The 24,493-nt window shown below is 64.3% G+C and carries 25 protein-coding genes; 5 read left to right on the forward strand and 20 right to left on the reverse strand.

From position 1 onward, the window contains the following. Positions 1-105 precede the first annotated feature (105 nt). Together V3596_RS02285 and V3596_RS02290 are read right to left on the reverse strand one after the other, a co-directional pair. The gene (locus V3596_RS02285; RefSeq protein ID WP_334275972.1) at positions 106-528 is read right to left on the reverse strand and encodes a hypothetical protein; all 423 of its coding nucleotides are present in this window, start codon (positions 526-528) and stop codon (positions 106-108) included. Between the two features lie 96 nt (positions 529-624). Further along, the gene (locus tag V3596_RS02290) at positions 625-882 is read right to left on the reverse strand and encodes a heavy-metal-associated domain-containing protein (protein ID WP_334275973.1); all 258 of its coding nucleotides are present in this window, start codon (positions 880-882) and stop codon (positions 625-627) included. Between the two features lie 185 nt (positions 883-1,067). Here V3596_RS02290 and V3596_RS02295 point away from each other — a divergent pair, with 185 nt between their 5' ends. Continuing rightward, positions 1,068-3,266 carry a heavy metal translocating P-type ATPase gene (locus V3596_RS02295; protein ID WP_334275974.1) on the forward strand — a complete coding sequence of 733 codons (2,199 nt, stop codon included), beginning with the start codon at positions 1,068-1,070 and terminating at the stop codon, positions 3,264-3,266. A gap of 42 nt (positions 3,267-3,308) precedes the next feature. Continuing rightward, the gene (cueR, locus tag V3596_RS02300) at positions 3,309-3,779 is read left to right on the forward strand and encodes a Cu(I)-responsive transcriptional regulator (RefSeq protein ID WP_334276474.1); all 471 of its coding nucleotides are present in this window, start codon (positions 3,309-3,311) and stop codon (positions 3,777-3,779) included. A gap of 62 nt (positions 3,780-3,841) precedes the next feature. On the opposite strand, the gene V3596_RS02305 is transcribed toward cueR, so the two are convergent. The 10 genes from V3596_RS02305 to V3596_RS02350 form a co-directional block, all read right to left on the reverse strand. Further along, complete coding sequence (locus V3596_RS02305) at positions 3,842-4,702, reverse strand: hypothetical protein (protein ID WP_334275975.1); 861 nt, start codon at positions 4,700-4,702, stop codon at positions 3,842-3,844. Between the two features lie 77 nt (positions 4,703-4,779). Further along, on the reverse strand, positions 4,780-6,588 hold the full coding sequence (locus V3596_RS02310) for a 2Fe-2S iron-sulfur cluster-binding protein (RefSeq protein WP_334275976.1): 1,809 nt from the start codon (positions 6,586-6,588) through the stop codon (positions 4,780-4,782). Between the two features lie 8 nt (positions 6,589-6,596). Continuing rightward, a complete protein-coding gene (locus tag V3596_RS02315) occupies positions 6,597-7,289 on the reverse strand; it encodes a PepSY domain-containing protein (RefSeq protein WP_334275977.1) in 693 nt (230 codons plus the stop codon). A 70-nt stretch (positions 7,290-7,359) separates the two neighbouring features. Further along, a complete protein-coding gene (locus tag V3596_RS02320) occupies positions 7,360-10,065 on the reverse strand; it encodes a TonB-dependent receptor (RefSeq protein WP_334275978.1) in 2,706 nt (901 codons plus the stop codon). A gap of 257 nt (positions 10,066-10,322) precedes the next feature. After that, complete coding sequence (locus V3596_RS02325) at positions 10,323-10,742, reverse strand: hypothetical protein (protein ID WP_334275979.1); 420 nt, start codon at positions 10,740-10,742, stop codon at positions 10,323-10,325. Positions 10,743-10,873: 131 nt separating this feature from the next. Continuing rightward, a complete protein-coding gene (gene arsH / locus V3596_RS02330) occupies positions 10,874-11,605 on the reverse strand; it encodes an arsenical resistance protein ArsH (RefSeq protein WP_334275980.1) in 732 nt (243 codons plus the stop codon). Continuing rightward, positions 11,598-12,308, reverse strand: a complete 711-nt coding sequence (locus V3596_RS02335; protein WP_334275981.1) for an MIP/aquaporin family protein — start codon at positions 12,306-12,308, stop codon at positions 11,598-11,600. Before V3596_RS02335 ends, arsH begins: the two co-directional genes overlap by 8 nt. A 10-nt stretch (positions 12,309-12,318) precedes the next feature. Next, positions 12,319-12,831, reverse strand: a complete 513-nt coding sequence (locus tag V3596_RS02340; RefSeq protein ID WP_334275982.1) for an arsenate reductase ArsC — start codon at positions 12,829-12,831, stop codon at positions 12,319-12,321. 17 nt (positions 12,832-12,848) lie between these two features. Further along, positions 12,849-13,343, reverse strand: coding sequence for an arsenate reductase ArsC (locus tag V3596_RS02345; RefSeq protein WP_334275983.1), 495 nt, complete (start codon positions 13,341-13,343; stop codon positions 12,849-12,851). A 28-nt stretch (positions 13,344-13,371) separates the two neighbouring features. Further along, on the reverse strand, positions 13,372-13,695 hold the full coding sequence (locus V3596_RS02350; RefSeq protein WP_334275984.1) for an ArsR/SmtB family transcription factor: 324 nt from the start codon (positions 13,693-13,695) through the stop codon (positions 13,372-13,374). A 110-nt stretch (positions 13,696-13,805) separates the two neighbouring features. On the opposite strand from V3596_RS02350, the gene V3596_RS02355 reads away from it, so the two are divergent. After that, complete coding sequence (locus V3596_RS02355; RefSeq protein WP_334275985.1) at positions 13,806-13,931, forward strand: arsenic metallochaperone ArsD family protein; 126 nt, start codon at positions 13,806-13,808, stop codon at positions 13,929-13,931. Here V3596_RS02355 and V3596_RS02360 read toward each other — a convergent pair. The 4 genes from V3596_RS02360 to guaB all read right to left on the reverse strand — a co-directional run bounded on the left by V3596_RS02360 (position 13,928) and on the right by guaB (position 19,856). Continuing rightward, on the reverse strand, positions 13,928-15,178 hold the full coding sequence (locus tag V3596_RS02360) for a tyrosine-type recombinase/integrase (protein ID WP_334275986.1): 1,251 nt from the start codon (positions 15,176-15,178) through the stop codon (positions 13,928-13,930). The genes V3596_RS02355 and V3596_RS02360 overlap by 4 nt on opposite strands. A gap of 221 nt (positions 15,179-15,399) precedes the next feature. After that, entirely contained in the window at positions 15,400-17,034 is a 1,635-nt protein-coding gene (gene guaA / locus V3596_RS02365; RefSeq protein WP_334275987.1) for a glutamine-hydrolyzing GMP synthase, read from the reverse strand. Between the two features lie 36 nt (positions 17,035-17,070). After that, positions 17,071-18,321, reverse strand: coding sequence for a TCR/Tet family MFS transporter (locus tag V3596_RS02370; protein ID WP_334275988.1), 1,251 nt, complete (start codon positions 18,319-18,321; stop codon positions 17,071-17,073). Positions 18,322-18,383: 62 nt separating this feature from the next. After that, positions 18,384-19,856: an IMP dehydrogenase gene (gene guaB, locus V3596_RS02375; RefSeq protein WP_334275989.1), complete on the reverse strand. Its 1,473-nt coding sequence runs from the start codon at positions 19,854-19,856 to the stop codon at positions 18,384-18,386. Positions 19,857-19,980: 124 nt separating this feature from the next. Here guaB and V3596_RS02380 point away from each other — a divergent pair, with 124 nt between their 5' ends. After that, a complete protein-coding gene (locus V3596_RS02380) occupies positions 19,981-20,478 on the forward strand; it encodes a DUF4124 domain-containing protein (protein ID WP_334275990.1) in 498 nt (165 codons plus the stop codon). 49 nt (positions 20,479-20,527) lie between these two features. On the opposite strand, the gene V3596_RS02385 is transcribed toward V3596_RS02380, so the two are convergent. Both V3596_RS02385 and V3596_RS02390 read right to left on the reverse strand, forming a co-directional pair. Next, the gene (locus V3596_RS02385) at positions 20,528-20,878 is read right to left on the reverse strand and encodes an RnfH family protein (protein ID WP_334275991.1); all 351 of its coding nucleotides are present in this window, start codon (positions 20,876-20,878) and stop codon (positions 20,528-20,530) included. Further along, positions 20,865-21,332: a type II toxin-antitoxin system RatA family toxin gene (locus V3596_RS02390; protein ID WP_334275992.1), complete on the reverse strand. Its 468-nt coding sequence runs from the start codon at positions 21,330-21,332 to the stop codon at positions 20,865-20,867. The genes V3596_RS02385 and V3596_RS02390 overlap by 14 nt, the downstream gene beginning before the upstream one ends. Positions 21,333-21,391: 59 nt before the next feature. Between V3596_RS02390 and smpB the strand changes: the two genes are divergently transcribed. Next, positions 21,392-21,859 carry an SsrA-binding protein SmpB gene (gene smpB / locus V3596_RS02395; RefSeq protein WP_334275993.1) on the forward strand — a complete coding sequence of 156 codons (468 nt, stop codon included), beginning with the start codon at positions 21,392-21,394 and terminating at the stop codon, positions 21,857-21,859. Here smpB and V3596_RS02400 read toward each other — a convergent pair whose 3' ends face one another. Both V3596_RS02400 and rimO read right to left on the reverse strand, forming a co-directional pair. Continuing rightward, positions 21,860-23,050: a PLP-dependent transferase gene (locus V3596_RS02400; protein ID WP_334275994.1), complete on the reverse strand. Its 1,191-nt coding sequence runs from the start codon at positions 23,048-23,050 to the stop codon at positions 21,860-21,862. A gap of 11 nt (positions 23,051-23,061) precedes the next feature. Then, positions 23,062-24,483, reverse strand: a complete 1,422-nt coding sequence (gene rimO, locus V3596_RS02405; RefSeq protein WP_334275995.1) for a 30S ribosomal protein S12 methylthiotransferase RimO — start codon at positions 24,481-24,483, stop codon at positions 23,062-23,064. Positions 24,484-24,493: the final 10 nt, after the last annotated feature.

The following is a 24,493-nucleotide window of genomic DNA, read 5'->3' on the forward strand; positions in this document are numbered from 1 at the left end:
GTGAACTGTTGTGCTGCCGCCGGACCGGCGCGTCGATAGGACGCGCCAGATCAGGCTCAATACAGGGCGCCAAAGGCTTCGCGCAAAGCGCGCCGCCCGGCCCGTTCAGGTGCGGGAGACTCGAGGCGGTCGGTCGAGCCCGCCGACCATGACGCGGTCGTGGGCGACCTTGACGGTCGGGACCTCAGGCAGGTCCAGAGGTGCCACGGCGAAGCCCGCCATGGAGGTCGTGATGGCTGCAGCGCTGCAGCAGGAAGAGCACACGCTGCATTTGTCAGCATGCCCCGCCTTGGCGGAGGGTGTCTTGTCGGCATCAGCAGCCGTTGAACTCATCTCAGCGTGGTCATGCGCCGGGGCATCGTCATGCGCCATGCTGGCATGGTCATGGCCTTGCCCCGCGTGGTCGTCCATCACGCTGCTGTGATGGTTGGCCGGGCCGCAGAGCAGCATGGTCTGGGCGGCGTACCCTTGAATGGGTAGCGCCACGGCCAACAGCCATGCGAACGCGATCCGCCAGAACTTGCTCATGGTCAAATTGTAAGGGACGAAGAGGCCCGTCGCGTGGTGCCGGGGCATGGCACATGTGTCAATGTGCCGAGGACTCACGTCGACATGCCCCCCCGTTTAGTGGCAACAACCGTGGCCGGCCTTAGCGCCTGGCGTGCAGGCAACAGCGGCGTCGGACACCATCACGGGCGTGTAGCCTGCCTCCTTGATCGCATCGCTCAGTTCCACCTCGTCCGCCTCGGTCGGCGCGATCTGCACGCGATGCGACGCCAGATCGATCTGCACCCGTGCACCTGCATCGACAGCCTTCAGCGCCTTGGTGATGGTGCTGACGCAATGGCCGCAAGTCATGTCGTTCACTTCAAAAGCAATCATCTTGAATCTCCGGTTGTTTCCTTGATCGGAGACCCGACTGTCATCCTTGACACGGTTGGAGAGTCAAGCCAAGCGACGCGAGAGACCACACCAGGCATGTGGGCTGTCTGCGCTAACCGTTGACCTTGACATCGCTGGAAGCTTGAGCATTCCGGCACCTTGAACAACCTGACTGGAGAGACACCATGTCCACCACCCTCGCCATGCAGGGGCGGCCCGCCGCCTTCGATCTGCAGGTCCTCGGCATGACCTGTGCTTCTTGCGTGATGCGCGTCGAGAAGGCCTTGATGGAGGTGCCGGGCGTCTCGGCGGTGTCCGTAAATCTCGCCACGGAGCGTGCGACCGTGCAAGCGGTGGCGACCATCAGCGAGGCAGACTTGAGTCTCGCCGTGGAGAAGGCGGGCTACAGCGCTCGCCCAGTGGCGGAGGCGCACGCCCAGGCGGCGCCGAAGCAACCCGACTGGCTGCCAGTCGCCGCCGGTGCGGTACTGACTTTGCCCCTGGTCGCGCCCATGCTACTGCAAGTGCTGGGCATAGGCTGGATGCTGGACGGATGGCTGCAGTTGGCCCTCGCGACGCCCGTGCAGTTCTGGCTGGGCGCCCGCTTCTACCGCGCCGGCTGGAAGGCTGTGCGCGCCGGCAGCGGCAATATGGACCTGCTGGTGGCGCTGGGCACCTCGGCCGCCTACGGCCTGTCGATCTACCTTCTGCTGAAGCATGCCGAGCATGGCATGCCCCACCTTTACTTCGAAGCCTCTGCCGCCGTGATTACCTTGGTCCTTCTGGGCAAATGGCTGGAAGCTCGTGCCAAGCGCAGCACCACGGCGGCATTGCAGTCGCTGAACGCGCTGCGGCCTGCCGTCGCCCGGGTGCTGCGAGGCGGTGTCGAGTCTGAGTTGCCGGTCGCTCTGGTCCGGATCGGCGATCTGGTCCTGGTGAGGCCGGGCGACCGGATTCCCGTCGACGGCGAAATCGTCGAGGGCAGCAGCCATGTCAACGAATCCCTGATTACCGGCGAAAGCATGCCCGTTGCCAAAGCGACTGGCGACCGGGTCACCGGCGGAGCCATCAACGAGGAAGGCGTGTTGACGCTGAGGACCCTGGCGGTCGGCGCCGAGACGACGCTCGCTCGGATCATCCGCCTGGTCGAGAGCGCGCAGGCCGCGAAGGCACCGATCCAGCGCATCGTCGACCGCGTCAGTGCGGTTTTCGTGCCGGTGGTGCTGGTCATTGCCCTACTGACGCTGATGGGCTGGTTCGTTGCAACGGGGAATTGGGAGCAGGCGCTGTTGAACGCGGTGGCCGTGCTCGTCATCGCCTGCCCTTGCGCACTGGGTCTGGCAACGCCGACGGCGATCATGGCCGGCACCGGCGTCGCCGCCCAGCAGGGTGTGCTCATCAAGGACGCCCAGGCGCTGGAGCTGGCCCATGTGGTCAACACCGTGGTGTTCGACAAGACGGGCACCCTGAGCGAAGGGCGGCCCACCCTGCTGGCTGTCCACGCAGCGCCGGGCTCGCAGCAGGCCGAAGTGCTGGCCCTGTCGGCCGCGCTGCAGAAGAACAGCGAGCACCCGCTGGCGCGCGCCGTCATGGACAAGGTTCGCGACGAACGCCTGCCCGTGCCGGAGGCTCGTGCGGCTCGCGCATTGCCGGGCCGGGGGCTGGAGGCCATCGTCCGCGGCCAGCGGCTGACACTGGGAAGCAGCCGCCTGCTGCGTGAGCAAGGAGTCGACTCGGGCCTGTTGGCCGTCGATGCCCAGCGCCTTGAGGCACAGGGTTGCAGCATCTCCTGGCTGACGCAGGAAACCGATCACGGACAGACGCTGCTGGGCCTGCTGGCCTTCGGTGACTCGATCAAGGCATCGGCAAGGCAGGCTGTTGAGCGCCTGCACGAACTGGGCATTTCGACCGTGCTGCTGACGGGCGACACGCGTGGCAGCGCACTGGCCGTTGGCAAGGCGCTCGGCATCGGCGAGGTCAAGGCCGAGGTCCTGCCGGCCGACAAGGCGGCCGTCGTGCAGCAGTTGCGTGCGGCCGGCAGGACGGTGGCCATGGTGGGCGACGGCATCAACGATGCCCCCGCGCTCGCTGCGGCCGACGTCGGCATCGCCATGGCCACCGGTACCGACGTGGCCATGGAGACGGCAGGCATCACGCTGATGCGGGGCGATCCGCTGCTGGTTGCGGCCTCGCTGGACATCTCGCGCCGCACCTACGCGACGATCAAGCGTGGCCTGTTCTGGGCTTTCATCTATAACCTTGTGGGCATCCCGCTGGCCGCCTTCGGCCTGCTGAATCCGATGATGGCCGGTGCAGCCATGGCCTTCAGCAGCGTCAGCGTCGTCGGCAATGCGCTGCTTCTGCGCCGCTGGAAGGCTCGCTGAGCCGTGAGCGACATGATTCAACTGGAGTATTCGATGGATGGCATGAACATTGGCCAGGCGGCCGAGGCATCAGGCGTCTCGGCCAAGATGATCCGGCACTACGAGCAGGTGGGCCTACTGCCAGCGGCACGGCGGACCGAGTCGGGCTATCGGCAGTACGGCGACAACGAGGTCCACACCCTGCGTTTCATCCGCCAGGCACGCGACCTGGGCTTCTCGATCGCCGAGATCGGCGAGTTGGTGGGGCTCTGGCAGAACCGGCGCCGGCCGAGCCGCGTCGTCAAGGCAATGGCACAGGCCCACATCGAGGCGCTGGAAGCCAAGGCGCAGGAGCTGCTGGCGATGAAGGCGACGCTGCAACACCTTGTGCACTGCTGCCATGGTGACGAGCGCCCCGAGTGCCCGATCCTGGATACCTTGGCAGGGCAAGCGGCTGACGGCGCCAGCGAGACCCACTCGCAGCAGTCAAAGCCCGCCGCACCAAATTTGCGCAAAAAAACGCAATTTCAGTAGAGTCCTGGCGCATGCGACGGGGGAGCGTGGAGCTCCATCGCCGCGCGAGAACTCTTCTTGGATTAACGAGGCGACTGCCGGAGCAAGCGCATGAGGTCCGCGCGCTCATTGCTATCCAATAGCTCGACGTAGGGCTGCTCCCAAGGCCGACCCGCATGGTTGGCCATCAGCCGATTCAGCGCACTCACCAATTGCCGTCCCGTCGCCGTACGGCCGCACATCACATAGGTCACCACCGCCGCGGCAGGACCGGCGACCTCGAAGCTGCGGGTGGGTGTGCGAGGCAGATCGGGATCGTTCTTGACGAGCCCGGCCAGCGCGGCAGGCTCAGAAATGATCCAGTCGATGTGGCGAGCCATCAGCATGCGGCTGGGCGTGTCGTAGTGGGTGACGCGCTGCGGGCCGCTGGCAGCGGACAGCACCGGATCGATCAATGGACCATAGTTGCGCAGGCTGGTCACCGCGCCTTGCAGTTTGGGGTCATCGATGAGCGAGCGCAGCTGAACTTGTCCCCTGCCGTTCAGGTGCGGGCTCAGCAGGCTTTGACGGTCTGCCCTGATGATGACGCGGCTGGGCAACCGGTGCAGAACCGGCTCGCTGAAAAGCGCGCTAGCTTCGCGCTGCGGCGTCCGCAGCGCATTGGCATAGCAGTAGGTCTCGCGCCCGTCGGCCATCAATTGCTCAATGCGCGCGACGCTGGCGTTGTCGTGCTGGTGGCTGAAGTTTGGCAAGCGCTCAATCAGCCATCGTCGCGCCTGCTCCCCGGGCGGAAGCGCTTGGACTTTCGATTCGACGACGCCCGAGGCTGGTCGCTTCGGCGAGCCTTCCAGCGACAGCCAGACCACCTGAGGCTGGGCTTCAGCGAGGTTCGACAGACAGACGCAGACAAGGGCAATCAGGAGTCGACGGAAAGACAGTGGCATGGGCTCGACGAGAAGGGCACGCAGCCAGACTATGGCATGGCCCAAAGGCCGTATACCGGATGGCTGTGCGCCCTACTTCATATCTTGAAGTCGTCGAAGGCCACTCTGTCGTCTTGCACGCCCAACTTCTTCAGCATGGTCCGCGTCGCGGTCAACATCGGCGGTGGCCCACACAGGTAGAAGTCGCAGGTCTGCAGGTCGGGATGCGACTGCAGCAGGCCCTCGCGCACAGCCTCATGCACCATACCCGACTGCCGTGCCCCGCCCCTCTCTTCGGACAGCACCAGTTGCCAGCTGAAGTTGTCGAAGCGTGCCGCCAGTTCTTCCATCTCGTCCACGTAGGGAGCGTCAGCAGCCGTGCGTGCGCCGTACCAGAAGTGGACTGGCTCGCTCGCACCCGACTCCAGCAGGTCCCTCACCATTGCACGCAGCGGCGCCATGCCGGCGCCGCCGCCGATGAAGACCTTCTCGTGTTCACCGTGCTGGATGGCGAAGTCACCGAAGGGCCCGCTGTATTGCAGCTTGTCGCCCGCCTTGAGACCGAAGACATAGGCCGAGCCCTTGCCGGGCGGATGGTTCTTGCCCCCTTGCTTGCCGTGGCAGAAGCGCACCAGCAGGGTCAGCCGACCATCGGTCTGCTGCACCGGTGCCGACAGCGAGTAGGAGCGCCGCAGCAGCGCACCGCTGGTCCACTGCGGAGGCAGGTGCAGCCCGGACCATGCCGAGTGATGCTCCGGCGGCGCATCGATCTGGTGCTTGGCCATCCTGTAGCTTGGCACATGGACCTGGATGAAGGACCCCGGCCGGTACTCCGGCCCCGGCTTGTCCTTGGGCAACAGCACAACCTCACGCATGAATGGCGACAGCGCGCGGACGCTTTCAACTTGAGCCTCATGGACCTCGCCCAGCGCCATGCCCCCACGAACCTCAATGTCGAGGTTACGGTCCAGCTTCAGGTTGCAGGCAAGACGGCATCCAGCCTCGATCCTGGATGGTGCCAGCACCGCACGATCAGCGCTGGTTGCTTCCGGCGCAGCCCCACGCACGCGAACCTCGCAAAGGCCGCAGCTCTGCCCGCCTCCGCAGTTCGAAGGTAGTTGCAGGCCTTGCTGGGCCAGCGCGACAAAGACCGTGTCGCCGGCATGAGCACGCATGCTGCGCAGCCGGCTGCCATCGGGCGCGTGGACCATCAGCGACCGGGTTCCGCGCCAGCGCTTGGGAATGAACTCGGCCAGACTGAAGCTGGTGAACAGCAGCCAGATGCCGCTGAGGGCCAGCCAGAATCCACCAATGGCCGCACTGACGACCAGCGGGTTGTTGAAGTCCTGGCGCCCGCTGTAGTCCATGATGTGCAGCATCCAGAAGAAGTCGAACAAGCGCCAGGTCTTGTTTCGATGCTCCAGCACATCGCCCTGCAGAGACAGATAGACCGTCGTATCTTCGGCATCGGAGAACGCCACGCGCCAGACCTTGCCTTCGTGAGCGCGGGTTTCCAGTGAGCGATCCACCAGTTCTGACTGAATTGCCTTGCCTGGGCCCCGGTATGAGGCCTCAGCCACTCGCTGCGCCAGAGCAGCATCGAGGTCAACGCGTTGGCCGCTATGGGCATCAATCAGGTGGGTCGACTTCTCACCGGCCAGCCGGTAGACCGGGCGGTCAACCAGCCAGCCCGTCGAGACGGTCTGAGCTGACTCGCGCGCCGCTGCCAGCATTCCGCTCACGGGCACGGCGTCGGTCGGCCAGGCTTGCTTGGTCGCCGCAGGCGCACGGAACTCGCGGCCGCGCACCTGCTCGGCGTCCAGCAAGCTCATGACAAAGCCGCTGCACATCCAGAGCACCAGTTGCAAGCCGATCAGCAGACCGATCCATTTGTGTATCTTGCGCATCCAGGGGCTCATGCCTGTGCCCTCCGCCGAAAGCTGTAGAACACCAGCCATGCACCGCTCAGGGCGAACAGCAAACCAACACCGGCAGCGACCCGCAGCAGGCTGTTGTTGACGTCGGTACGGGCGTCGTAATCCATGATGTGGAACATCCACAGAAAATCGAACCAGCGCCACAGGTCGTGGCGACGGGCGAGCAGATCGCCGGTGTCCGGTGAAAAGTAAAGCGTCGAGTTGGCGCGGTCGTCGAAACGCACGGCCCACATCGGCACCGGGCGCTTGGCTACTTCCTGCGGCGCCTGGGTGATCCAGGTCACTTCGCGGATCTCGGCCTCGCCCTGGTAGATATCCTTGGCACGGGCCACGATCTGCTCGCGCGGCAGCGGGCTCAACAGGTCGCCCGACCGGGCATCCACCAAGCTGGTCTTGCCGTCGGCGCGGAGTTCATAGACCTCCTTGCCCAGGAGCTTCTTCAGCTTGAAGGATTCGAAGCCCGGGCGCAGCTTGGCGAGTTGATCGATATCGAGCCGCCCGCCGCTGCGTTCGAGTGGCTCATCGAAGACATGGGCGAGATGGTCGCCGTGGATTACGTCCAGCGAGATCACCGTCATGTAGACGCCACTGAGCATCCAGAGCAAGGCCTGGACGCCGATGACGAGGCCGATCCATTTGTGGGTTCGGCGCACCCAGAAGGGTAGATTCATAGTGCAACTCTCATAGCTTGGTTTGTCCGTGAATGGCACCGCGGGCACCATGCCCGCGGTGCCGCAGGACTTACCAGCGGTAGCCGGCGCGCACGTGCCAGCGGCGGCCTTGCAGGTCGTAGGTCATCGTGTCCGTGTTCGCGTCGGTGTAGCTCTGGATGAACGGAGCCTTCTTGTCGAATAGGTTGTCGATGCCGATGGACAGGTCGAGCTTCTTGCTGAATGCGTACTTCAGTTGCGCCGAGTGGTACATCAGGCCGGGTGCCTTGGCACCGATGTCGCCCGGAGATGCGTTGATGTCATCTGCCGCACCGATGTACTGCACGGTATAGGAGCCAGACCACGGACCCTTGGCCATCGTCAACGACGACAGCGAACGCCACTGGGTGTAGCTACCGCGACCACCGGTGATCTTGCCGGTGTAGTCGATGACGTCCGCACCCGGGAATGGCCGCACCTGGTAGTTCTTCAGGTGCGAGACTTCGGCGTTCAAGCTTGCGTCAAAGCCGGCGAGCTTGAACTCATAGAGCGCACCGATGTCAATGCCCGAAATCTTCTCGTCGGCCGCGTTGACCGGCTGGGAGGAGAGGAAGTCGATCTCGCCAGTGGTCTTGTTGCGGGTGAAGCTGGACGAGTTGCAGAACTGATGCGCCAGGCCCGGCGTGCTGTGGCACACCGCCAGCTTGGTGGAGCCATCCACGCTCTGGATCGCATTGGTGATCTTGATGTTGAAGTAGTCCAGCGTCAGGGTCAGGGACTTGCTCGGCGACCAAACGGCGCCAGCCGTCAGCGTCTTTGCGTCCTCGGGCCTCAGCGCCGGGTTGCCGCCCACCGTGGTCAGGATGGTGTTGCCCAACTGCGTGTAGCCAACCGGCACGCCAGCGGCCTTGCAGTTCTGCGATACGACCGAGCTCGCCGGCAAGGCGCTCCAGTTGCTGCATGGGTCAGTCGTGGTGAGGTTGCCCTCAGCCACACCGCCGTACAGCTCGGGGATGTTAGGAACGCGGAAGGCCGACGACACGTTGGAACGCAGCTTGAGGCTCGGGATGACCTGCCAGTCCAAACCCGCCTTGTAGGTGCTCTTCGAACCGAACATGCTGTAGTCGGAATAGCGCGCGGCCGTGTTGAAGTGCAGCGAGTCAATGAAGGGCAGCTTCTTCAGCAGCGGAACGGACAGCTCGGCATAGACCTCGCGGGCCGTGTACTCGCCTGCGATGGGGTCTTGGGCATTGGTGTTGGCAATGCCCAGGACTGTCAGGCTATCCGGATTGCGCCACCCGCTTTCCTTTCGCACTTCGGCACCTGCAGCGAAGCCGACGACGCCGGCAGGCAATGCGAACAACTCGCCACTGATATTGCCGCTGGCGCCCTTTTGCTCATTGCCGCCTGTGTCGCGCAGATTGGTGAGGATGTAGTCCATCACCGGACGGGTCAGGTTGCCGTAGCCAAGGTAGTTGCCGCAAGGTATGGCTGCGCCCGCCGCCGTGCTGCACTTGGTGCGATCCACCGTGAGGGCCACTCGGTCGAGGTTGGCCACATTCGTCGTGACATCGACGCCCGTGTTGCGGCCCCAGTTCACATTCGCGGACCAGTCCCAGCTTTTGCCGATGCTGCCCTTGACGCCCGCAACCACGCGGAAGATGTTGGACTCTTGCTGGAAGTAGCGCGGGCCCGCCTCTTCAAGGCGACGACGTTGTAGCACGAGGCTTTGCCCGGTCGGATTGGTAGGATGGTCGGCCGCGAAATTCATGGCGCGATAGACTCCCAACGAACCCGGCGTTGCCAGTTGCTCTGACTCGCGATGTGAGAACAGAATTTCGGTGAATAACTGGGTCTCTTCGCTCAGGTTTAGCGTGCCGAAAGTGCTCAGCCCCAAACGCTTGATCGGGTTGACCGCGTTCAGCATCGGGTTGCTGTTGTAGTTGTGCTTGGCTGCAGAATACGTCTCGAAGGCCGGGCCGCTTCCGGGCGTCTGATTGAAGTTGATGCGTCGGCCGTCAGCCAGCAGCGCGCGACCGCCAATGGTGGACGAGCTGCCCGTGCATGCCAGAGCGCCGTTGACTTCAGCCAAGCCGCAAGGTGCGCGCGACGCCATATTGATGGCGCCGCTTTCCGAATAGTTGATGGCGCTCACCACCGAGCCATTGGCTGCTTGCAGGCCCCAGGATAGGTCCACGGCAGTCTCGGAACCATCGCCGCGAGATGTCTCGCCGTAGCGCACCGAGGCCTCGCCACCCTTGAGTCCATTCTTGGTGATGATGTTGACCACGCCGGCCACAGCGTCAGCGCCGTATATGGCCGAGGCGCCATCCTTCAACACCTCGACGCGCTCGATCAGCGCGACGGGGATCATGTTCAGGTCCACCGAGCTGTTGGCCCCCGTACCGCCATTGACGACGCGGCGCCCGTTCAGCAGTACCAGGGTGCGGTTGATGCCCAGACCGCGGAGGTTGACCTGGGTCGTGCCGTAGCCATTGCCGGTCCAGTAGGCGCTGGTCTGGTTGCCGGCGGTGCCTGCAGAAGCGGGAAGGCGCTGCAGCAGGGTTTCTGCGGAAATGGCTCCAGAACGCTGAATCGCCTCGGCGTCGATGACCGTGACAGGGCCGACCCCGGAAATCTGCGCCTGCTTCAGGTTGATGCGGCTGCCCGTGATCTGGACTTTTTCGAGGGAAGCGTTCTGCGCGACGCCAGCGTCGGCGACACCTGCCTGCTGCGCGAATGCGTTGTTGACGAGAAGCAGGACGGCTGCGGAGACCGCCGTTTGTGCGATTTTCATTGACATCATGTACATCCAGTTGGGTGCCGCGCGCCGCCGCCTCAATGGGGGCAGGTCGCGAGCTCAAAGCACCTTCGAACCAATTGTTCGTTGGCGAGCACATGACGATGGACGGGGAAGTACGACTTCGCGGGAAACCGGGCAAGGGGCGATGGGGGGGCCGGTCCGTCTACCGAAGCATGCGACTCAGCCAATCCCTGGCCGGGCCGTGCAAGCATACGCAGTCGCGCATGCCGCCGGCCGGCGGTACTGCTGAGTCAGCTGGTTCGAGGCGGCCGCTCCTGCCCAGACAGCAGGAATTCCGCTCGCGGCCCGCCAGGCTCGGGAAGGGCCGACATGGCGAATGGCCGGGCATGCGCGCCCAGGTCCGCTGTGGCGGCCATCGAGGCGCAGGAACCGCAGCCAGCGCAGTGGCTGCAAGGCGTCGCGTCGCAGCAGTGCTCAGCCTGCTGATCGGCTGCAACGGCCTTCTTGGAATCAGTCTTGGCCCTGGCAACTCGGGCATGAGACCCCGAAGCCACCGCGTGCTTGACGACGCTCTTGGACTGAATCACCAGCCCGCGAACCTGGGCCTTGGCCACCGTTGCGGGCGGGCAAATCATCGACGTGGCAATGGAAGCTGTCGCCGGCACGAGGACGGCGAGCAGAACCAACAACCAAAAGCCAATGAGTTTCATGCAACAGGCAAAAATTGATGTTGCATTGCATCAAGAGATGGCGAGCATGTCTAGTTAGGGTGTTCCCAGGCTGGGGTGCGCGAGTAGATTCCGAGCATTTGCCCTGTCTCTGGGTCCTTTTCGGCTCAGCTTTAAGTTGCGCGTTGGTTCACGCGCTTGGACAGTTCCTCGGCGCTTTCCTTGCGCTCGCTGTAGCGGTCGACCAGGTAGGGCCCGAGGTCCCGCGTCAGCAGCGTGAACTTGAACAGCTCTTCCATCACGTCGACGACACGGTCATAGAACGCGGACGGCTTCATCCGCCCCTCTTCCGTGAACTCGGCGAACGCCTTGGCCACCGACGACTGATTCGGAATCGTCAGCATGCGCATCCAGCGGCCGAGCACGCGCATCTGATTCACCGCGTTGAAGGACTGTGATCCACCCGACACCTGCATCACCGCCAGGGTCTTGCCCTGCGTCGGTCGAACGGCGCCGGCGCTCAGCGGCACCCAGTCGATTTGCGACTTCATCACCCCGGTCATCGCGCCATGGCGCTCCGGAGAGCACCAGACCATGCCCTCGGCCCAGACGGCCAGCTGGCGCAGTTCCTGGACCTTCGGATGGCTGTCCGGCGCCCCATCCGGCAAGGGCAATCCCGCCGGATCGAAGATGCGCACCTCGCCGCCCATGGCTTCCAGCAGGCGTGCGGCTTCATAGGTCAGCAAGCGGCTGTACGAGCGCTCGCGCAGCGAACCGTAGAGCAAGAGGAAACGGGGGCGGTGCTGCGAACGAGCAGGGACCGACAGACGCTCCTGCGTCGGCACCTCGAACAGCTCGGCGTTCAGCGCCGGGAAGGTGGCCTCGGGAAACAGGTGCTCAGCCATGTCGGGCCTTTGACAGATGGCGCGCAGCAGAACCCGCCACCTTGGGGCTCGCCGCCTTGGGCGACAGCAAGCGGTGCACGCCCGCGGCAAGGCCCGCACCGATCAGCTGCGCCGCGACGAAGCCGGGCGCGCTCGCAGGCGCGATGCCGGCAAAGCTGTCGCTGAAGAGGCGCCCGAAGACGGCCGCGGGATTCGCGAAGGACGTCGAGGCGGTGAACCAGTAGGCGGCCCCGATATAGGCGGCGACCATGGCCGATGCTCGGCCGGCCGGCGCTCGCAGGATGACAAGCAGCAAGCCGAAAGTGGCGACGCCCTCGGCAATCCACTGGCCCGTGCCCGTGCGCAGCTTGGTCGAGAACTGGAGGATGCTCATGTCGAACATCGCATGTGCCAGCCAAGCCCCCAGCATGGCGCCAAGCAATTGCATCACCACATACGGGGCGAGGAGGCCCTTCGGCAACTCGCCACGCGCCGCCATCACCAAAGACACCGCAGGGTTGAAATGGGCACCGCTGATCGGACCGAACACTTCAATCAGGATGTAGAGGCCACCCACGGTCGCGAGGGTGTTGGCCAGCAACGCGACAGCCACGTTGCCGCCCGACAAGCGCTCAGCCATAAGCCCTGAGCCGATCACGACGGCAAGCAGCAAGGCCGTGCCCAGGGCCTCGGCCAACAGCTTCTGTGGAGTTCCAGCAGTCATAGGCGTCACTTCAGGTGGCGGAGATAGCGTTGAGCGCGGCGAGGAGCTCTTGCTTGCCCATCGTCTCGAGCGGCAACTGCAGAAGCTGCAACATGCGATAGCCGATGGCCTGGCGCGTCAGCTCGAAAGCGCGGCGCTTGCCCTCGTCACCGCCCTCGGCGTTGGACGGATCGGGGTAGCCCCAATGCACCTTGACCGGCTGGCCTCCATCCGAATTCGCACCGAAGAACACCGGGCACTGCTCAGCGGCAGCGCTGTCGCAGACCGTGATGACGATGGACAGCGGCGGCGCTTCAGGCGTCGTGAACTCATCCCAGCTCTTGCTGCGATAGCCGGACACGTCGATGTCGGCATTGGTCAGCGCCTCAAGGGCAAAAGGGTTCAATCGGCCACTCGGGGCGCTGCCGGCGCTGAAGGCGCGCATGTCTTTGCCAAGCTTCTTGGCCCAATGGTTCAGCATGCCCTCGCTAAGCACGCTGCGGGCCGAGTTGTGGGTGCAGAGAATGAGTACGTTGGTCGTCATGATGGGAACTCAGGGAATCAGGCTTGGCCGATGTCGCGCACAGCCTTCTGCAGCGACATCTTGTCCAGGGTCGTCAGGGGCAGCGAGAGCATCAGCTCGATCCGGCGCTTCAGCGCCACGGCAGTCTCTTGGAAGGCCTGCAGCTTCTGAGCATCGGAGCCCACTGCCGCTGCAGGGTCTGGAAGGCCCCAGTGGGCTGTCATCGGCTGACCGGGCCACACCGGGCACACCTCGCCGGCGGCCTTGTCGCAGACCGTGAACACGAAATCGAGTACAGGAGACCTGGGTTGCGCGAACTCGTCCCAGTTCTTGCTCCGATAGCCTTCGGTCGGCAAATGCAGCCAGGCCAGTGTGTGAAGCGCCAGTGGGTTGACCTCACCGGTGGGATGACTCCCCGCAGAGAAGGCCTTGAACTTGCCTTGGCCGAGGTGGTTCATCAGGCCCTCGGCCAGGACGGACCTGGCCGAGTTGCCGGTGCAGACAAAGAGAATGTTGTAGGGGGGAGAGCTCACGGAAATCCTTTGAGGAAGTGGACGAACCTCAGCAGGCGCAGGCCGTTGCCGAGGCGGGCAGGCAGACCTCGCCCTGGCAGCAGTTCTCGGTGAGGTAGGCCAGCAAGGCGTTCATGTGTTCGAACGCGGCGCGATAGACCACATTCCTGCTCACGCGCTCCTGGGTCACCAGGCCGGCATGGGTCATTTCCTTCAGATGAAAGGAAAGGGTGGCCGCCGGCAACTCCAGCGCTTCAGCGAGGGCGCCGGGCGTCAAGCCCTGCTGACCCGCGACGACCAGCAGGCGAAACACCTTGAGCCTGTGGGTCTGCGCCAGGGCTGCGAGGGAGCGGATGATGTGTTGCTCTTCCATATGTCGAGAATTCTATAGATTTGGAAATATTGATGCAACGCAAGCCGCGAGGCGCACTTTGCATCAGACTTGTGTCCATCTGATGACAGCTTCAAGCCAAGGAGTCCGACATGTCCACGATCCAGATCTACGACCCCGCCCTGTGCTGCAGCAGCGGCGTGTGCGGCCAGGAAGTCGACGCCAGCTTGGTGCAGGCGTCGGCCGACATTCCAGAACAAGGCACGCTTGGACGCTAGGCGGCACCTTCGCTCTGGATCCAGTCGTCCAGCATGTCCGCCCAACTCTGAAGCATGCTACGACGCTGTTCGGCGTACTCAGCCCTGTTGTAGACAGCGCGCACGCCCTTTTGCTCGTGCGCTAGGCACTTCTCAATCCAGTCGCTGTTGAACCCAGCCTCATGCAACAACGTGCTCGCGGAACGACGGAGGTCGTGCACCGTGAATGGCTCAAAATCTTTGCCTCGACTGCGAATGAGCGTCACAGTTGCGTCAATGACACGATTCAACGTCGCTGCGCTGATTGGCAAGGTGGTCTCGTACCGCCCGGGGTGCAGATGGGTACTGGCTCCAAAGCAAGTCTTGAAGGCGACAAGAATGTCCAAAGCTTGCTGGCTCAGATAGACGTTGTGAGGCCGGCCTGCCTTCATCTTCTCTTTGGGAATCGACCAAACAGCGTTCTGAAAGTCCACCTCGTCCCATGTCGCGTGAATGAACTCGGACTTGCGCACCAGCGTCAACAACATGAACTTGAGTGCCAAGCGCAAGGTGGGAAGAGTCGCTGTCTGTTCCAAGGCATTGAAGAAGACATGAATCTCGGAAGGTGAGAGCGCCCTGTCACGCGCCCTGAACGTGGCGATCGCGCTGGGGCGAATCGATTCCGCCGGGTTGTCGATCTTCAAGCCGCGGGCTTGGACGAACCGATAGACCTGCAAGACGATCTCACGTGCGTGCACTGCAGGTGCCGATGCCCCCCGCTCCTTGATCCGCTCACATCGTGCAAGGAGACGCGCCGGCGTGAGCTCCTCCAGCTTCAAGCGCCCGAATTCGTTGGCAAGGTTTCGGTCGTAGATGGACCGTCGCATCGCCTTGGTCGAATCAGCCAACTTGGCCTCGGCAAAGTATTTCAGGGACCAAGCTCCGAAGGTCAGTGCCTCCGCAGCTTCGAGCCGCTTGTCAGCCTTGGCACGCGAAGGGCTCTCCCCTTGCTCAACGGATCGATGGGCTTGCGCCAGCAGCAGCCTTGCTTCCGCCAATGTGACGGAATGTCCGTAAGCAAGCTCGCTGACCTCACGCGGCTTCCTCGCCCCGAGCGAGGAGTCGTACTTGCCGATGACCAGCGTTTCGCGTCGACCTTGGATCCGGTAGTCGAAGCGGAAGCTGATCACACCCGTGGGTGTCACGGCCACGTACAGCCCTTGTTGATCGGCAACTTTGTAGAGTTTCCCAGTGGGCTTGAACGCCCGCAACTGCATGTCCGTAAGCACCGTGCTCTCCCCAATTGATACCGCAATAGCTACCGTCAGCGCGTCTGACGGTAGCAAAACGGGTCATCGGGAACCAGCACTTCAGTACCGCATTCAGTACCGGCTGCAAACCTGAGCTTGACTGGGACGATCTGAGACCAACTGGGATCTCTAAGCCCTTGTCAGCACTATGCATATTCCAAAGCGCCGGATCCTGTTGGACGACCCGGCACGACTTTGAATTATTCCCACTCGATGGTTGCCGGCGGCTTGCTCGACACGTCGTAGGTCACGCGGTTGATGCCGCGCACTTCATTGATGATGCGGCCCGAGCAGCGTTTCAGGAGGCTGTAGGGCAGCTCGGCCCAATCGGCCGTCATGAAGTCGCTGGTCTGCACGGCGCGCAGGGCCACCACGTAGTCATAGGTGCGGCCATCGCCCATCACGCCCACGCTCTTGACGGGCAGGAAGACGGTGAATGCCTGAGATGTCAGCTCGTACCAGGTCTTGCCCGTGGCTTCGTCCTTGGTGTTGCGCAGCTCCTCGATGAAGATCGCGTCGGCGCGGCGCAGCAGGTCGGCGTATTCCTTCTTCACTTCGCCAAGAATGCGCACGCCCAGGCCCGGGCCCGGGAACGGATGGCGGTAGACCATCTCGGGCGGCAGGCCCAGGGCCACGCCCAGCTCGCGCACCTCGTCCTTGAACAGCTCGCGCAGCGGCTCCAGCAGCTTCAGGCCGAGCTGCTCCGGCAGGCCGCCCACATTGTGGTGGCTCTTGATCGTGGTGGCCTTCTTGGTCTTGGTGCCGCCGCTCTCCACCACGTCGGGGTAGATCGTGCCTTGGGCGAGGAACGTCGCGCCTTTGACGGCGCGACTCCCATGCTCGCCCTTGTGGCCGGCGCCGGCCGCCTTGAGCTTGGCCGCCTCTTCCTTGAACACGTCCACGAACAGGCCGCCGATGATCTTGCGCTTCTTCTCGGGGTCGGTCACGCCGGCCAGCTGGCCGAGGAACAGTTCTTCGGCCTGCACGCGAATCACCTTGGCATGCAGCTTGCCCTCGAACATCTCCATCACCATGTCGCCTTCGTTCAGGCGCAGCAGCCCATGGTCGACGAAGACGCAGGTCAGCTGGTCGCCGATAGCCCGGTGGATCAGCGCGGCAGCGACCGAAGAGTCAACCCCGCCCGACAGGCCTAGGATGACCTCTTCATCGCCCACCTGCTCACGGATCCTGGCCACGGCTTCGGCGATGTAGTCGCCCATGATCCAGTCGCCCTTGCAGCCGGCGATGCCGAGCACGAAGCGCTCCAGAATGGCCTGGCCTTTCAAGGTGTGCGTCACCTCGGGGTGGAACTGCACGGCGTAATAGCCCTTCTCCTCGTTCGCCATGCCGGCGATCGGGCAGCTCGGCGTGGAAGCCAGCAGCTTGAAGCCCGGCGGCAGCACGGTGACCTTGTCGCCATGGCTCATCCAGACCTTGAGCATGCCGTGGCCTTCCAGCGTGGCATGGTCCTGGATGCCGTCCAGCAGCCTGGTGTGGCCATGCGCGCGCACCTCGGCATAGCCGAACTCGCGGTGGTCGCTCCACTCCACCTTGCCACCCAGCTGCACGGCCATGGTCTGCATGCCGTAGCAGATGCCCAGCACCGGCACGCCGATATCCCACACGGCCTGCGGTGCGCGCAGCTCGTGGTCCTCATAGGTGGAGGCATGGCTGCCTGACAGGATGATGGCCTTGGGCGCATAGCTGCGGATGAACTCGTCCGACACGTCGTTCGGATGGATCTCGCAATAGACATGGGCCTCGCGGACCCGGCGCGCAATCAGCTGCGTCACCTGGGAGCCGAAGTCGAGGATCAGGACTTTGTCGTGGTTCATGGTGGGTACTCGAGCTTGAGAAGATTCTGGGTTCGTTCAGGCTGCGGCTGCGCGCGCCGCACGGCTGCGAGCGAAATGCCGCCAGGCAAAGAACAGCGCGACTGCTTGCAGCAGGGCGCAGAAATAGAAGGGGGCGCCGATGCGCCAGTCGCCGCGCGGCAACTCGGACACCGCGTGCAGGAGCGTGGCGCCAAGCACCGGCGCCAGCACCGCCATCAGGCTGTTCAGCGACGACACCGCGCCCATGGTCTCGCCCTGGTTCTTGGCATCCGCCGCATTGGAAATGAGGCTCTGGATGGCAGCGCTTGAAGCAAAGCCCAGCACGTTCAGGAAGATGATGGCAATCATCATCCAGCCCTCGGTGGCGGCACCCCAGATGAAATTGGTGACCGTGGCCGAAGCCAGGCCGAGGATGACCAGGCGCTGCGGGCTGAAGAGCTTGAGCAGGCGCGGCAGCAGGAAGCCCTGCACGATCACTGACATCACGCCCACGGCAAACAGCGACCAACCGTTCTCCTTGGGACCCCAGCCAAACTTGAAGTGGGTGTAGAGCACCCAGCTGGTGTGCAGGACGAACTGGGCCAGGCCGGCCAGCGCGATCACCCACACGAGCGGGCCGACCCCGCGCAAGGCAGAGAGCTTCCTGAAAGCACTGACCGGATTGGCGTGGCGCCAGTCAAAGGCTCGGCGACGCTCCAGCGGCAGCGACTCGGGCAGCACGAAGAAGCCATAACACCAGTTCACCAGCGCCAGGCCGCCAGCCACGAAGAAAGGCAGATGCAGGTCGATGGCACCAAGCATGCCACCCATCACCGGGCCGAGGATGAAGCCCATGCCGAAGGCCGCGCCCAGCATGCCGAAGCGCTTGGCGCGCTCTTCGGGCGGGGTGATGTCGGCCACATAGGCATTGGCCACGGCGATATTGGCCTGCATGGCGCCACTGACCAGGCGGATGGCGATCAGCATCCACAGCGCGGTAGCCATGGCCGTGACGAAGAAGCTGAGCATCAGGCCGGAGAAGCCCAGCAGCAGCACCGGGCGGCGGCCATGGTGATCCGACAGCGCGCCAAGGATGGGCGAGGTCAGGAAGTTGGCAAAGCCGAAGGCGAAAGCCACCGCGCCGTACCAGAACGCATGATCGGCCTGGTTGGCCGCGAAGGTGCCCACCAGCGGCGGCAGCACCGGGATGATCAGGCCGATCGAGATCATGTCGATCAGCACCGCTACCATGATGAAGCCCATGCCGGCGGATTTGACGGAACGGCTGGGAACTGCGCTATCGCTCACTGGCTTGAATTCCTTAAGTGAGGAACGGGGCACTAGGCCCCGTTCGTCATGCCCAACCCGTCTTATTCGGAACGGTAGTTGGGTGCTTCTTTCGTGATCTGCACATCGTGGACATGGCTTTCGCGAATGCCCGCTGAGGTGATCTCGACGAACTCGGCCTTGTCGTGCATGTCGGCGATGCTGGCGCAGCCGCAATAGCCCATCGAGGCTCGCAGGCCGCCGGCCATCTGGAACACGATGGCCACCAGCGAGCCCTTGTAGGGCACGCGACCCTCGATGCCCTCGGGCACCAGCTTGTCGGCGTTGGGGTTGCTGGTCTCGTCGTTTTCCTGGAAATAGCGGTCCGCCGAACCGGCCTTCATCGCGCCGATCGAGCCCATGCCACGGTAGCTCTTGTAAGAGCGACCCTGGAACAGCACGACCTCGCCCGGGGCCTCTTCGGTACCGGCAAACATGCCGCCCATCATCACGGCGCTGGCGCCGGCGGCGATGGCCTTGGAGATGTCTCCCGAGTAGCGGATGCCGCCGTCAGCGATCAGCGGCACGCCAGTGCCCTTGAGCGCCGTGGCGACGTAGTCGATGGCGGTGATCTGGGGCACGCCGACACCGGCAACGATGCGCGTGGTGCAGATCGAGCCCGGGCCGATGCCGACCTTGACGCCGTCGGCGCCGGCTTCCACCAGCGCCAGCGCGGCCGCGCCGGTGGCGATATTGCCGCCGATCACGTCGACCTGCGGATAGTTCTGCTTGACCCAGCGCACGCGCTCGATCACGCCGGCGCTGTGGCCGTGAGCCGTGTCCACCACGATGGCATCGACGCCGGCTCGCACCAGCAATTCAACGCGCTCTTCGGTGCCCTCGCCCACGCCGACCGCGGCGCCGACGCGCAGCTTGCCTTGCGCATCACGCGCCGCATTGGGGAAGTTGGTCTGCTTGGTGATGTCCTTGACGGTCATCAGGCCGCGCAGTTCAAACGCATCGTTGACCACCAGCACGCGCTCGAGCTTGTGCTTGTGCATCAAGGCCTTGCCCTCGGCCAGCGAAGCGCCTTCCTTCACATAGACCAGGCGCTCGGCCGGGGTCATGATCTCGCGCACCGGGGCGTCATTGCGCGTTTCAAAGCGCAGGTCGCGACCGGTGACGATGCCCACGACCTTCGCACCCTCCAACACCGGGAAGCCGGAGATGCCATGCTGCTCGGAGAGCTGCTTGACATGGCGTACCGTGGTTTCGGGTGTGATGGTGATCGGGTCGCGCAGGAGGCCGGACTCGTAACGCTTCACGCGGGCCACCTCGGCGGCCTGCTGTTGCGCGGTCAGGTTCTTGTGCACGATACCCATGCCGCCCTCCTGCGCCATGGCGATGGCCAGGCGGGCTTCCGTCACCGTGTCCATGGCGGCAGACACCAGGGGCAGGTTCAGGCGGATATTGCGGGACAACTGGGTGGCGAGGCTGGTGTCGCGAGGCAACACCTGGGAGAAGGCTGGCACCAACAACACATCGTCGAAGGTGAGCGCTTTGCCGAGAAGGCGCATGTGGGAAGCTCCAGACGCAAAGCGGCATTATACGGAAGCAGTTCACACTCTCGCCTTGGTGGGGTGAAGACCTGCCAGTACACTCGCTCGCAACCCTGCTGTAACGCCTTTCGGGCCCCGCCTCATGCGACTGTCCTCCACGCTTTGCCTGCTGCTCCTGCTGACCCTTGCCAGCGGGGCCCAGGCGCAATGGAAATGGAAGGACAGCAGCGGCAACGTCCAGTACAGCGACCGGCCGCCGCCGTCGGGAACGCCCGAGAAGGACATCCTCCAGAAGCCGCCGCAGCGCTACCAGCCGGTGGTCGTGCGCCAGTTCGGAGCCAGCGCGCCCGAAGCTGCCTCGGCAGCGGCCAGCGCCGCCTCCCGCCCTGAGCCCCAAGCGCAAGCCCGCCAGCGTCAGCTCGAACAGGAGCAGGCAGCCAAGCTCAAGGAAACTGAGCGCAAGCAGGCCGCCCAGCGGGCCGAAAACTGCCGCAGCGCCAAGGGCCAGTTGCAGATGCTGGAAAGCGGCGTGCGCATCAAGCGCAACAACGAGCAGGGCGAGCCCATCGTCATCGACGACAAGCAGCGCGCCGAAGAAGTGCAGCGCGCCCGCGCCGTCATCGCCAGCGAGTGCCGCTGAAACAGCGAGCCCACCTGCCCGAGTCCTGGGCGCTGGTCTTCCCGCAGGCCTAGCGACTGGTCTTTCCGCCCAGGGGCCTGTGCCGGGAAACAATCCGCTGGCCACGCGCGTGATAGCGCTGGCGCCGCGCCTCCTTCGGGTCAACGGTCAACGGCCGGTACACCTCGATGCGGTCCTGATCGCGCAAGCCATGGCTCAGAGGCTGCACCCGCCCCCAGACACCCACGGCCAGTTCCGCCAGTCGGGGCAGTTGGTCAGCAAATTCCGCGCAGGCATTGAGCCCCTGCTCCACCGTGCAGCCCTCGGGCAGGTCGAGCCACGAATGCCTCACATCGCCAGCCGCCGGGCTCCACACCAGCTCGACGCGGATGCGCCCCGGCCGCGGCTCAGCGAGGCCCATAGACGCTTTCGGCACGCTGCACAAAGCTGTCTACAAAGGTATTGGCCACGCGGTCGAACACAGGGCTGACCACAGCCTCCAGCGCCTTGCTGGAGAAGGCATAGCAGAGGTCGAACTCGATCTTGCAGGCCTTGGATTCTTCGCCGACACCCTCGGCCCCGGGCTTGCCTAGCGGCACGAAGAACCAGTTGCCCTCGAGCTTGGAGAAGGGCCCATCGACCAGCTCGATGCTGACGCGGCGGCCGCTCTCATGGGTGTTGCGCGTGGTGAAGGCATGGCGCACGCCGCCATAGGCAAGGCCCAGCCTGGCGGTCACGCCATCCTCGCGCTGATCGATGGTCTCGGCCTTCTCGCACCAGGGCAGGAACTCCGGATAGCGGGCGATATCGGTGACCAGCTCATACATCTCGCGCGGCGAGTACCAGAGCAGAACGGACTTTTTGACGTGCTTCATACAATGGGCGCAATTGTATTGGCGGCCCTGCCGCACGAACTCGCGAAACCTGCCTCCCAATGTCCATCGCCGAAAACCGCCGTGCCCGCTATGAGTACCACATCGAAGAGCAGTTCGAGGCCGGCATGGTGCTGGAAGGCTGGGAGGTCAAGGCGGTCCGCGCCGGTCAGGTCCAGCTGACCGACGGCCACGTGATGATCAGGAACGGCGAGCTGTTCCTGATCGGCTGCCGCATCAACCCGCTGCGCACCGCGTCCACCCACGTCAACCCGCTGGCGGACCGGACCAAGAAGCTCCTGATGAAGAAGGACGAGATCCGCCGCCTGATCGGCAAGGTCGAGCAGAAAGGTTTCACCATGGTGCCCCTGAACCTGCACTTCAAGGGCAGCCACATCAAGTGCGACATCGCCCTGGCCAAGGGCAAGGACAAGGCCGACAAGCGCGAGACCGAGAAAAAGCGCGATTGGGAGCGCGAGAAAGGCCGGCTGATGCGGCACGCAGTGCCGGCAAACTCGTCGAAGGACTGATCAGCCCAGCGCCGACTCCAGTGCCTGCTCGAGGTCCGCGCGCAGATCGGCTTGCGCCTCCAGGCCGATGGCAAAGCGCACCAGCGGCCCCGCCGCGATAGGCATCGTCAGCGAGCGGCTCTGGCTCATGTTGTAGGGCACGGCCAGGCTCATGGGGCCGGCCCATGAGTAGCCGATGCCGAACAGCTCCAGCGCGTCGATGAAGGCATCGACCTGCTTCTGCGTGTACTGCGGCTTGAACACCACCGAGAACAGGCAGGCCGCACCGGCAGAACTCGTCTCCAGCCAATGCTGGTGTCCTGGCGAGCCAGGCAGCGCGGGATGCAGCACCTGGGCAATCTCCGGGCGAGACTGCATCCACGCCGCCAGCGCGCGCGTCGTCAGGTCTTGCGCGCGATAGCGCAGCTCCATCGTCGGCAGCGAACGCAGCACCAGCTCCACATCGTTCTGACCCAGGCCGTAGCCCAGGTGCTCATGGCAGTTGTCCAGCTGATTGCGCAGCGCCAGATCGCGCGTGTAGACCGCGCCCATCAGGACATCCGCGCCGCCCGACTGATACTTGGTCAGCGCCTGCACCGAGATGTCGACACCCATACCAGGCGCGATCTCGAAGGCATTGAAGGCAATGCCGGCGCCCCAGGTGTTGTCCAGCGCCGTGAGCACGCCAGCGGCCTTGCAGCGGCCCAGCAGGCCCAGCAGGTCCGGGAACTCGAGCGTGATCGAGCCGGCCGCCTCCAGCCAGACCAGCTTGGTCTTCTCCGACAGCGGCAAGGCCTCGGCATTCAAGGGGTCGTAGAAGCGATGCGTGATGCCCAGGCGCGGCAGGTAGTCGACCGCCATCCAGCGGTTCTGGCCATAGACGTTGTCCGGCAGCAGCACCTCGTCGCCCGGCTGCAAGAGTGCCAGGTTTACGAGCGTGACAGCCGACAAGCCCGATGGCGTCAGCAGGCAATGCTCGGCGCCCTCCAGCGTGGCCAGGCGCGCACCCAGCGTGTAACTCGTTGGCGTGCCGTGCAGGCCGTAGCGGTAGCTCAGGCCGTCGCGCGGGCGCGGCTGGCGCAGGTCGGCCGTATCCTTGAACAGGACGGTCGAGGCCTTGAAAACACCCACCGGATGGGCGCTCCAGCCCTCGGGCGGCTGGTAGGGATGGTGGATCTGCTCGGTCGAGATGGCGCGCTTCTTGTGACTCAAGACGCGCTCCTTCAGATCGGCATGCCGACCAGGTCGTGGCCTTCCGCGGCGACGATGCGTACGCGCGTGAACTCACCGACCTTCAGGATCTTGCTGGCCTTCTCGGGCGGCAGGATGCGCACGGTGCCGTCGATCTCGGGGGCGTCTGCATAGGTGCGGCCCACCCCGCCCTTGCGACCCAGCGCCGGGGCGGAATCAACCAGCACCTGCATGTTGGCGCCGATGCGCGAACGCAGCTTCTCGGCCGACACTTGCTCCGCAACCGCCATGAAGCGCGCACGGCGCTCTTCACGCACTTCCTGCGGCAGCGCGCCGTCCAGCTCGTTGGCGGTGGCGCCCTCCACGGGCGAATAGGCAAAGCAGCCGGCGCGGTCGATGCGGGCTTCGGCCATGAAGTCCAGCAGGTACTGGAACTGCTCTTCGGTCTCGCCGGGGAAGCCGGCAATGAAGGTCGAGCGGATCACGATCTCCGGGCAGGTCTCGCGCCAGCGCAGGATGCGCTCCATGTTCTTCTCGCCACTGGCCGGGCGCTTCATGCGCTTGAGCACTTCCGGGTGGGCATGCTGCAGCGGCACATCCAGGTAAGGCAGGACCAGGCCTTCGGCCATCAGCGGCAGCACCTCGTCGACATGCGGATAGGGGTAGACGTAGTGCAGTCGCACCCAGGCGCCATGCTGCCTGGCCAGCTCGCCGAGCTGGGCGACCAGGTCGTACATGCGGGTCTTGACCGGCTTGCCGTCCCAGAAGCCCATGCGGTACTTCACGTCCACGCCATAGGCGCTGGTGTCCTGGCTGACGACCAGCAATTCCTTGACGCCGGATTCGAACAGCGCGCGCGCCTCGCTCAGCACATCGCCGATCGGCCGCGACACCAGGTCGCCGCGCATGCTCGGGATGATGCAGAAGGTGCAACGGTGGTTGCAGCCTTCGCTGATCTTCAGGTAGGCGAAATGCTTGGGCGTGAGCTTGATGCCGGCAATGCCGCGGGCCTCGGGCACCAGGTCGATGAAGGGATCGTGCGGCTTGGGCACGTGGGTGTGGACCGCGTCCATCACTTCTTGCGTGGCATGCGGGCCGGTCACGGCCAACACGCTGGGGTGCATCTCACGCACCAGGCCACCGGCGTCCGGGCTGCTCGCGCCAGCCTTGGCGCCCAGGCATCCGGTCACGATGACCTTGCCGTTTTCGGCCAGTGCCTCGCCGATGGTGTCCAGGCTTTCCTTGACCGCATCGTCGATGAAGCCGCAGGTATTGACGATCACCAGGTCCGCACCGGCAAAGGTCTTGGAGGTTTCATAGCCCTCGGCGCGCAGCTGCGTGAGGATCAGCTCCGAATCGGTCAGCGCCTTGGGGCAGCCGAGCGAAACAAAGCCAATCTTGGGAGCGGGGTTGCCGATCTTCGCGGCGGCGGTGTCGTAAGTCGTTGTTTCCATTTGATTTCCG

The sequence above is a fragment of the Roseateles microcysteis genome (assembly GCF_036880965.1).
GTDB lineage: Bacteria > Pseudomonadota > Gammaproteobacteria > Burkholderiales > Burkholderiaceae_C > JAUASW01.

What these genes read in the sequence shown, in the direction of transcription:
- guaB (WP_334275989.1), bottom strand. Translation starts at nt 19,856, where the DNA reads ATGCGCCTTCTCGGCAAAGCGCTCACCTTCGACGATGTGTTGTTGGTG.
- V3596_RS02355 (WP_334275985.1), top strand. Translation starts at nt 13,806, where the DNA reads ATGTCCACGATCCAGATCTACGACCCCGCCCTGTGCTGCAGCAGCGGC.
- V3596_RS02385 (WP_334275991.1), bottom strand. Translation starts at nt 20,878, where the DNA reads ATGGGCCTCGCTGAGCCGCGGCCGGGGCGCATCCGCGTCGAGCTGGTG.
- arsH (WP_334275980.1), bottom strand. Translation starts at nt 11,605, where the DNA reads ATGGCTGAGCACCTGTTTCCCGAGGCCACCTTCCCGGCGCTGAACGCC.
- V3596_RS02335 (WP_334275981.1), bottom strand. Translation starts at nt 12,308, where the DNA reads ATGACTGCTGGAACTCCACAGAAGCTGTTGGCCGAGGCCCTGGGCACG.
- smpB (WP_334275993.1), top strand. Translation starts at nt 21,392, where the DNA reads ATGTCCATCGCCGAAAACCGCCGTGCCCGCTATGAGTACCACATCGAA.
- V3596_RS02325 (WP_334275979.1), bottom strand. Translation starts at nt 10,742, where the DNA reads ATGAAACTCATTGGCTTTTGGTTGTTGGTTCTGCTCGCCGTCCTCGTG.
- V3596_RS02320 (WP_334275978.1), bottom strand. Translation starts at nt 10,065, where the DNA reads ATGAAAATCGCACAAACGGCGGTCTCCGCAGCCGTCCTGCTTCTCGTC.
- V3596_RS02310 (WP_334275976.1), bottom strand. Translation starts at nt 6,588, where the DNA reads ATGCGCAAGATACACAAATGGATCGGTCTGCTGATCGGCTTGCAACTG.
- V3596_RS02390 (WP_334275992.1), bottom strand. Translation starts at nt 21,332, where the DNA reads ATGAAGCACGTCAAAAAGTCCGTTCTGCTCTGGTACTCGCCGCGCGAG.
- guaA (WP_334275987.1), bottom strand. Translation starts at nt 17,034, where the DNA reads ATGAACCACGACAAAGTCCTGATCCTCGACTTCGGCTCCCAGGTGACG.
- cueR (WP_334276474.1), top strand. Translation starts at nt 3,309, where the DNA reads ATGAACATTGGCCAGGCGGCCGAGGCATCAGGCGTCTCGGCCAAGATG.
- V3596_RS02295 (WP_334275974.1), top strand. Translation starts at nt 1,068, where the DNA reads ATGTCCACCACCCTCGCCATGCAGGGGCGGCCCGCCGCCTTCGATCTG.
- V3596_RS02340 (WP_334275982.1), bottom strand. Translation starts at nt 12,831, where the DNA reads ATGACGACCAACGTACTCATTCTCTGCACCCACAACTCGGCCCGCAGC.
- V3596_RS02315 (WP_334275977.1), bottom strand. Translation starts at nt 7,289, where the DNA reads ATGAATCTACCCTTCTGGGTGCGCCGAACCCACAAATGGATCGGCCTC.
- V3596_RS02380 (WP_334275990.1), top strand. Translation starts at nt 19,981, where the DNA reads ATGCGACTGTCCTCCACGCTTTGCCTGCTGCTCCTGCTGACCCTTGCC.
- rimO (WP_334275995.1), bottom strand. Translation starts at nt 24,483, where the DNA reads ATGGAAACAACGACTTACGACACCGCCGCCGCGAAGATCGGCAACCCC.
- V3596_RS02290 (WP_334275973.1), bottom strand. Translation starts at nt 882, where the DNA reads ATGATTGCTTTTGAAGTGAACGACATGACTTGCGGCCATTGCGTCAGC.
- V3596_RS02305 (WP_334275975.1), bottom strand. Translation starts at nt 4,702, where the DNA reads ATGCCACTGTCTTTCCGTCGACTCCTGATTGCCCTTGTCTGCGTCTGT.
- V3596_RS02285 (WP_334275972.1), bottom strand. Translation starts at nt 528, where the DNA reads ATGAGCAAGTTCTGGCGGATCGCGTTCGCATGGCTGTTGGCCGTGGCG.
- V3596_RS02350 (WP_334275984.1), bottom strand. Translation starts at nt 13,695, where the DNA reads ATGGAAGAGCAACACATCATCCGCTCCCTCGCAGCCCTGGCGCAGACC.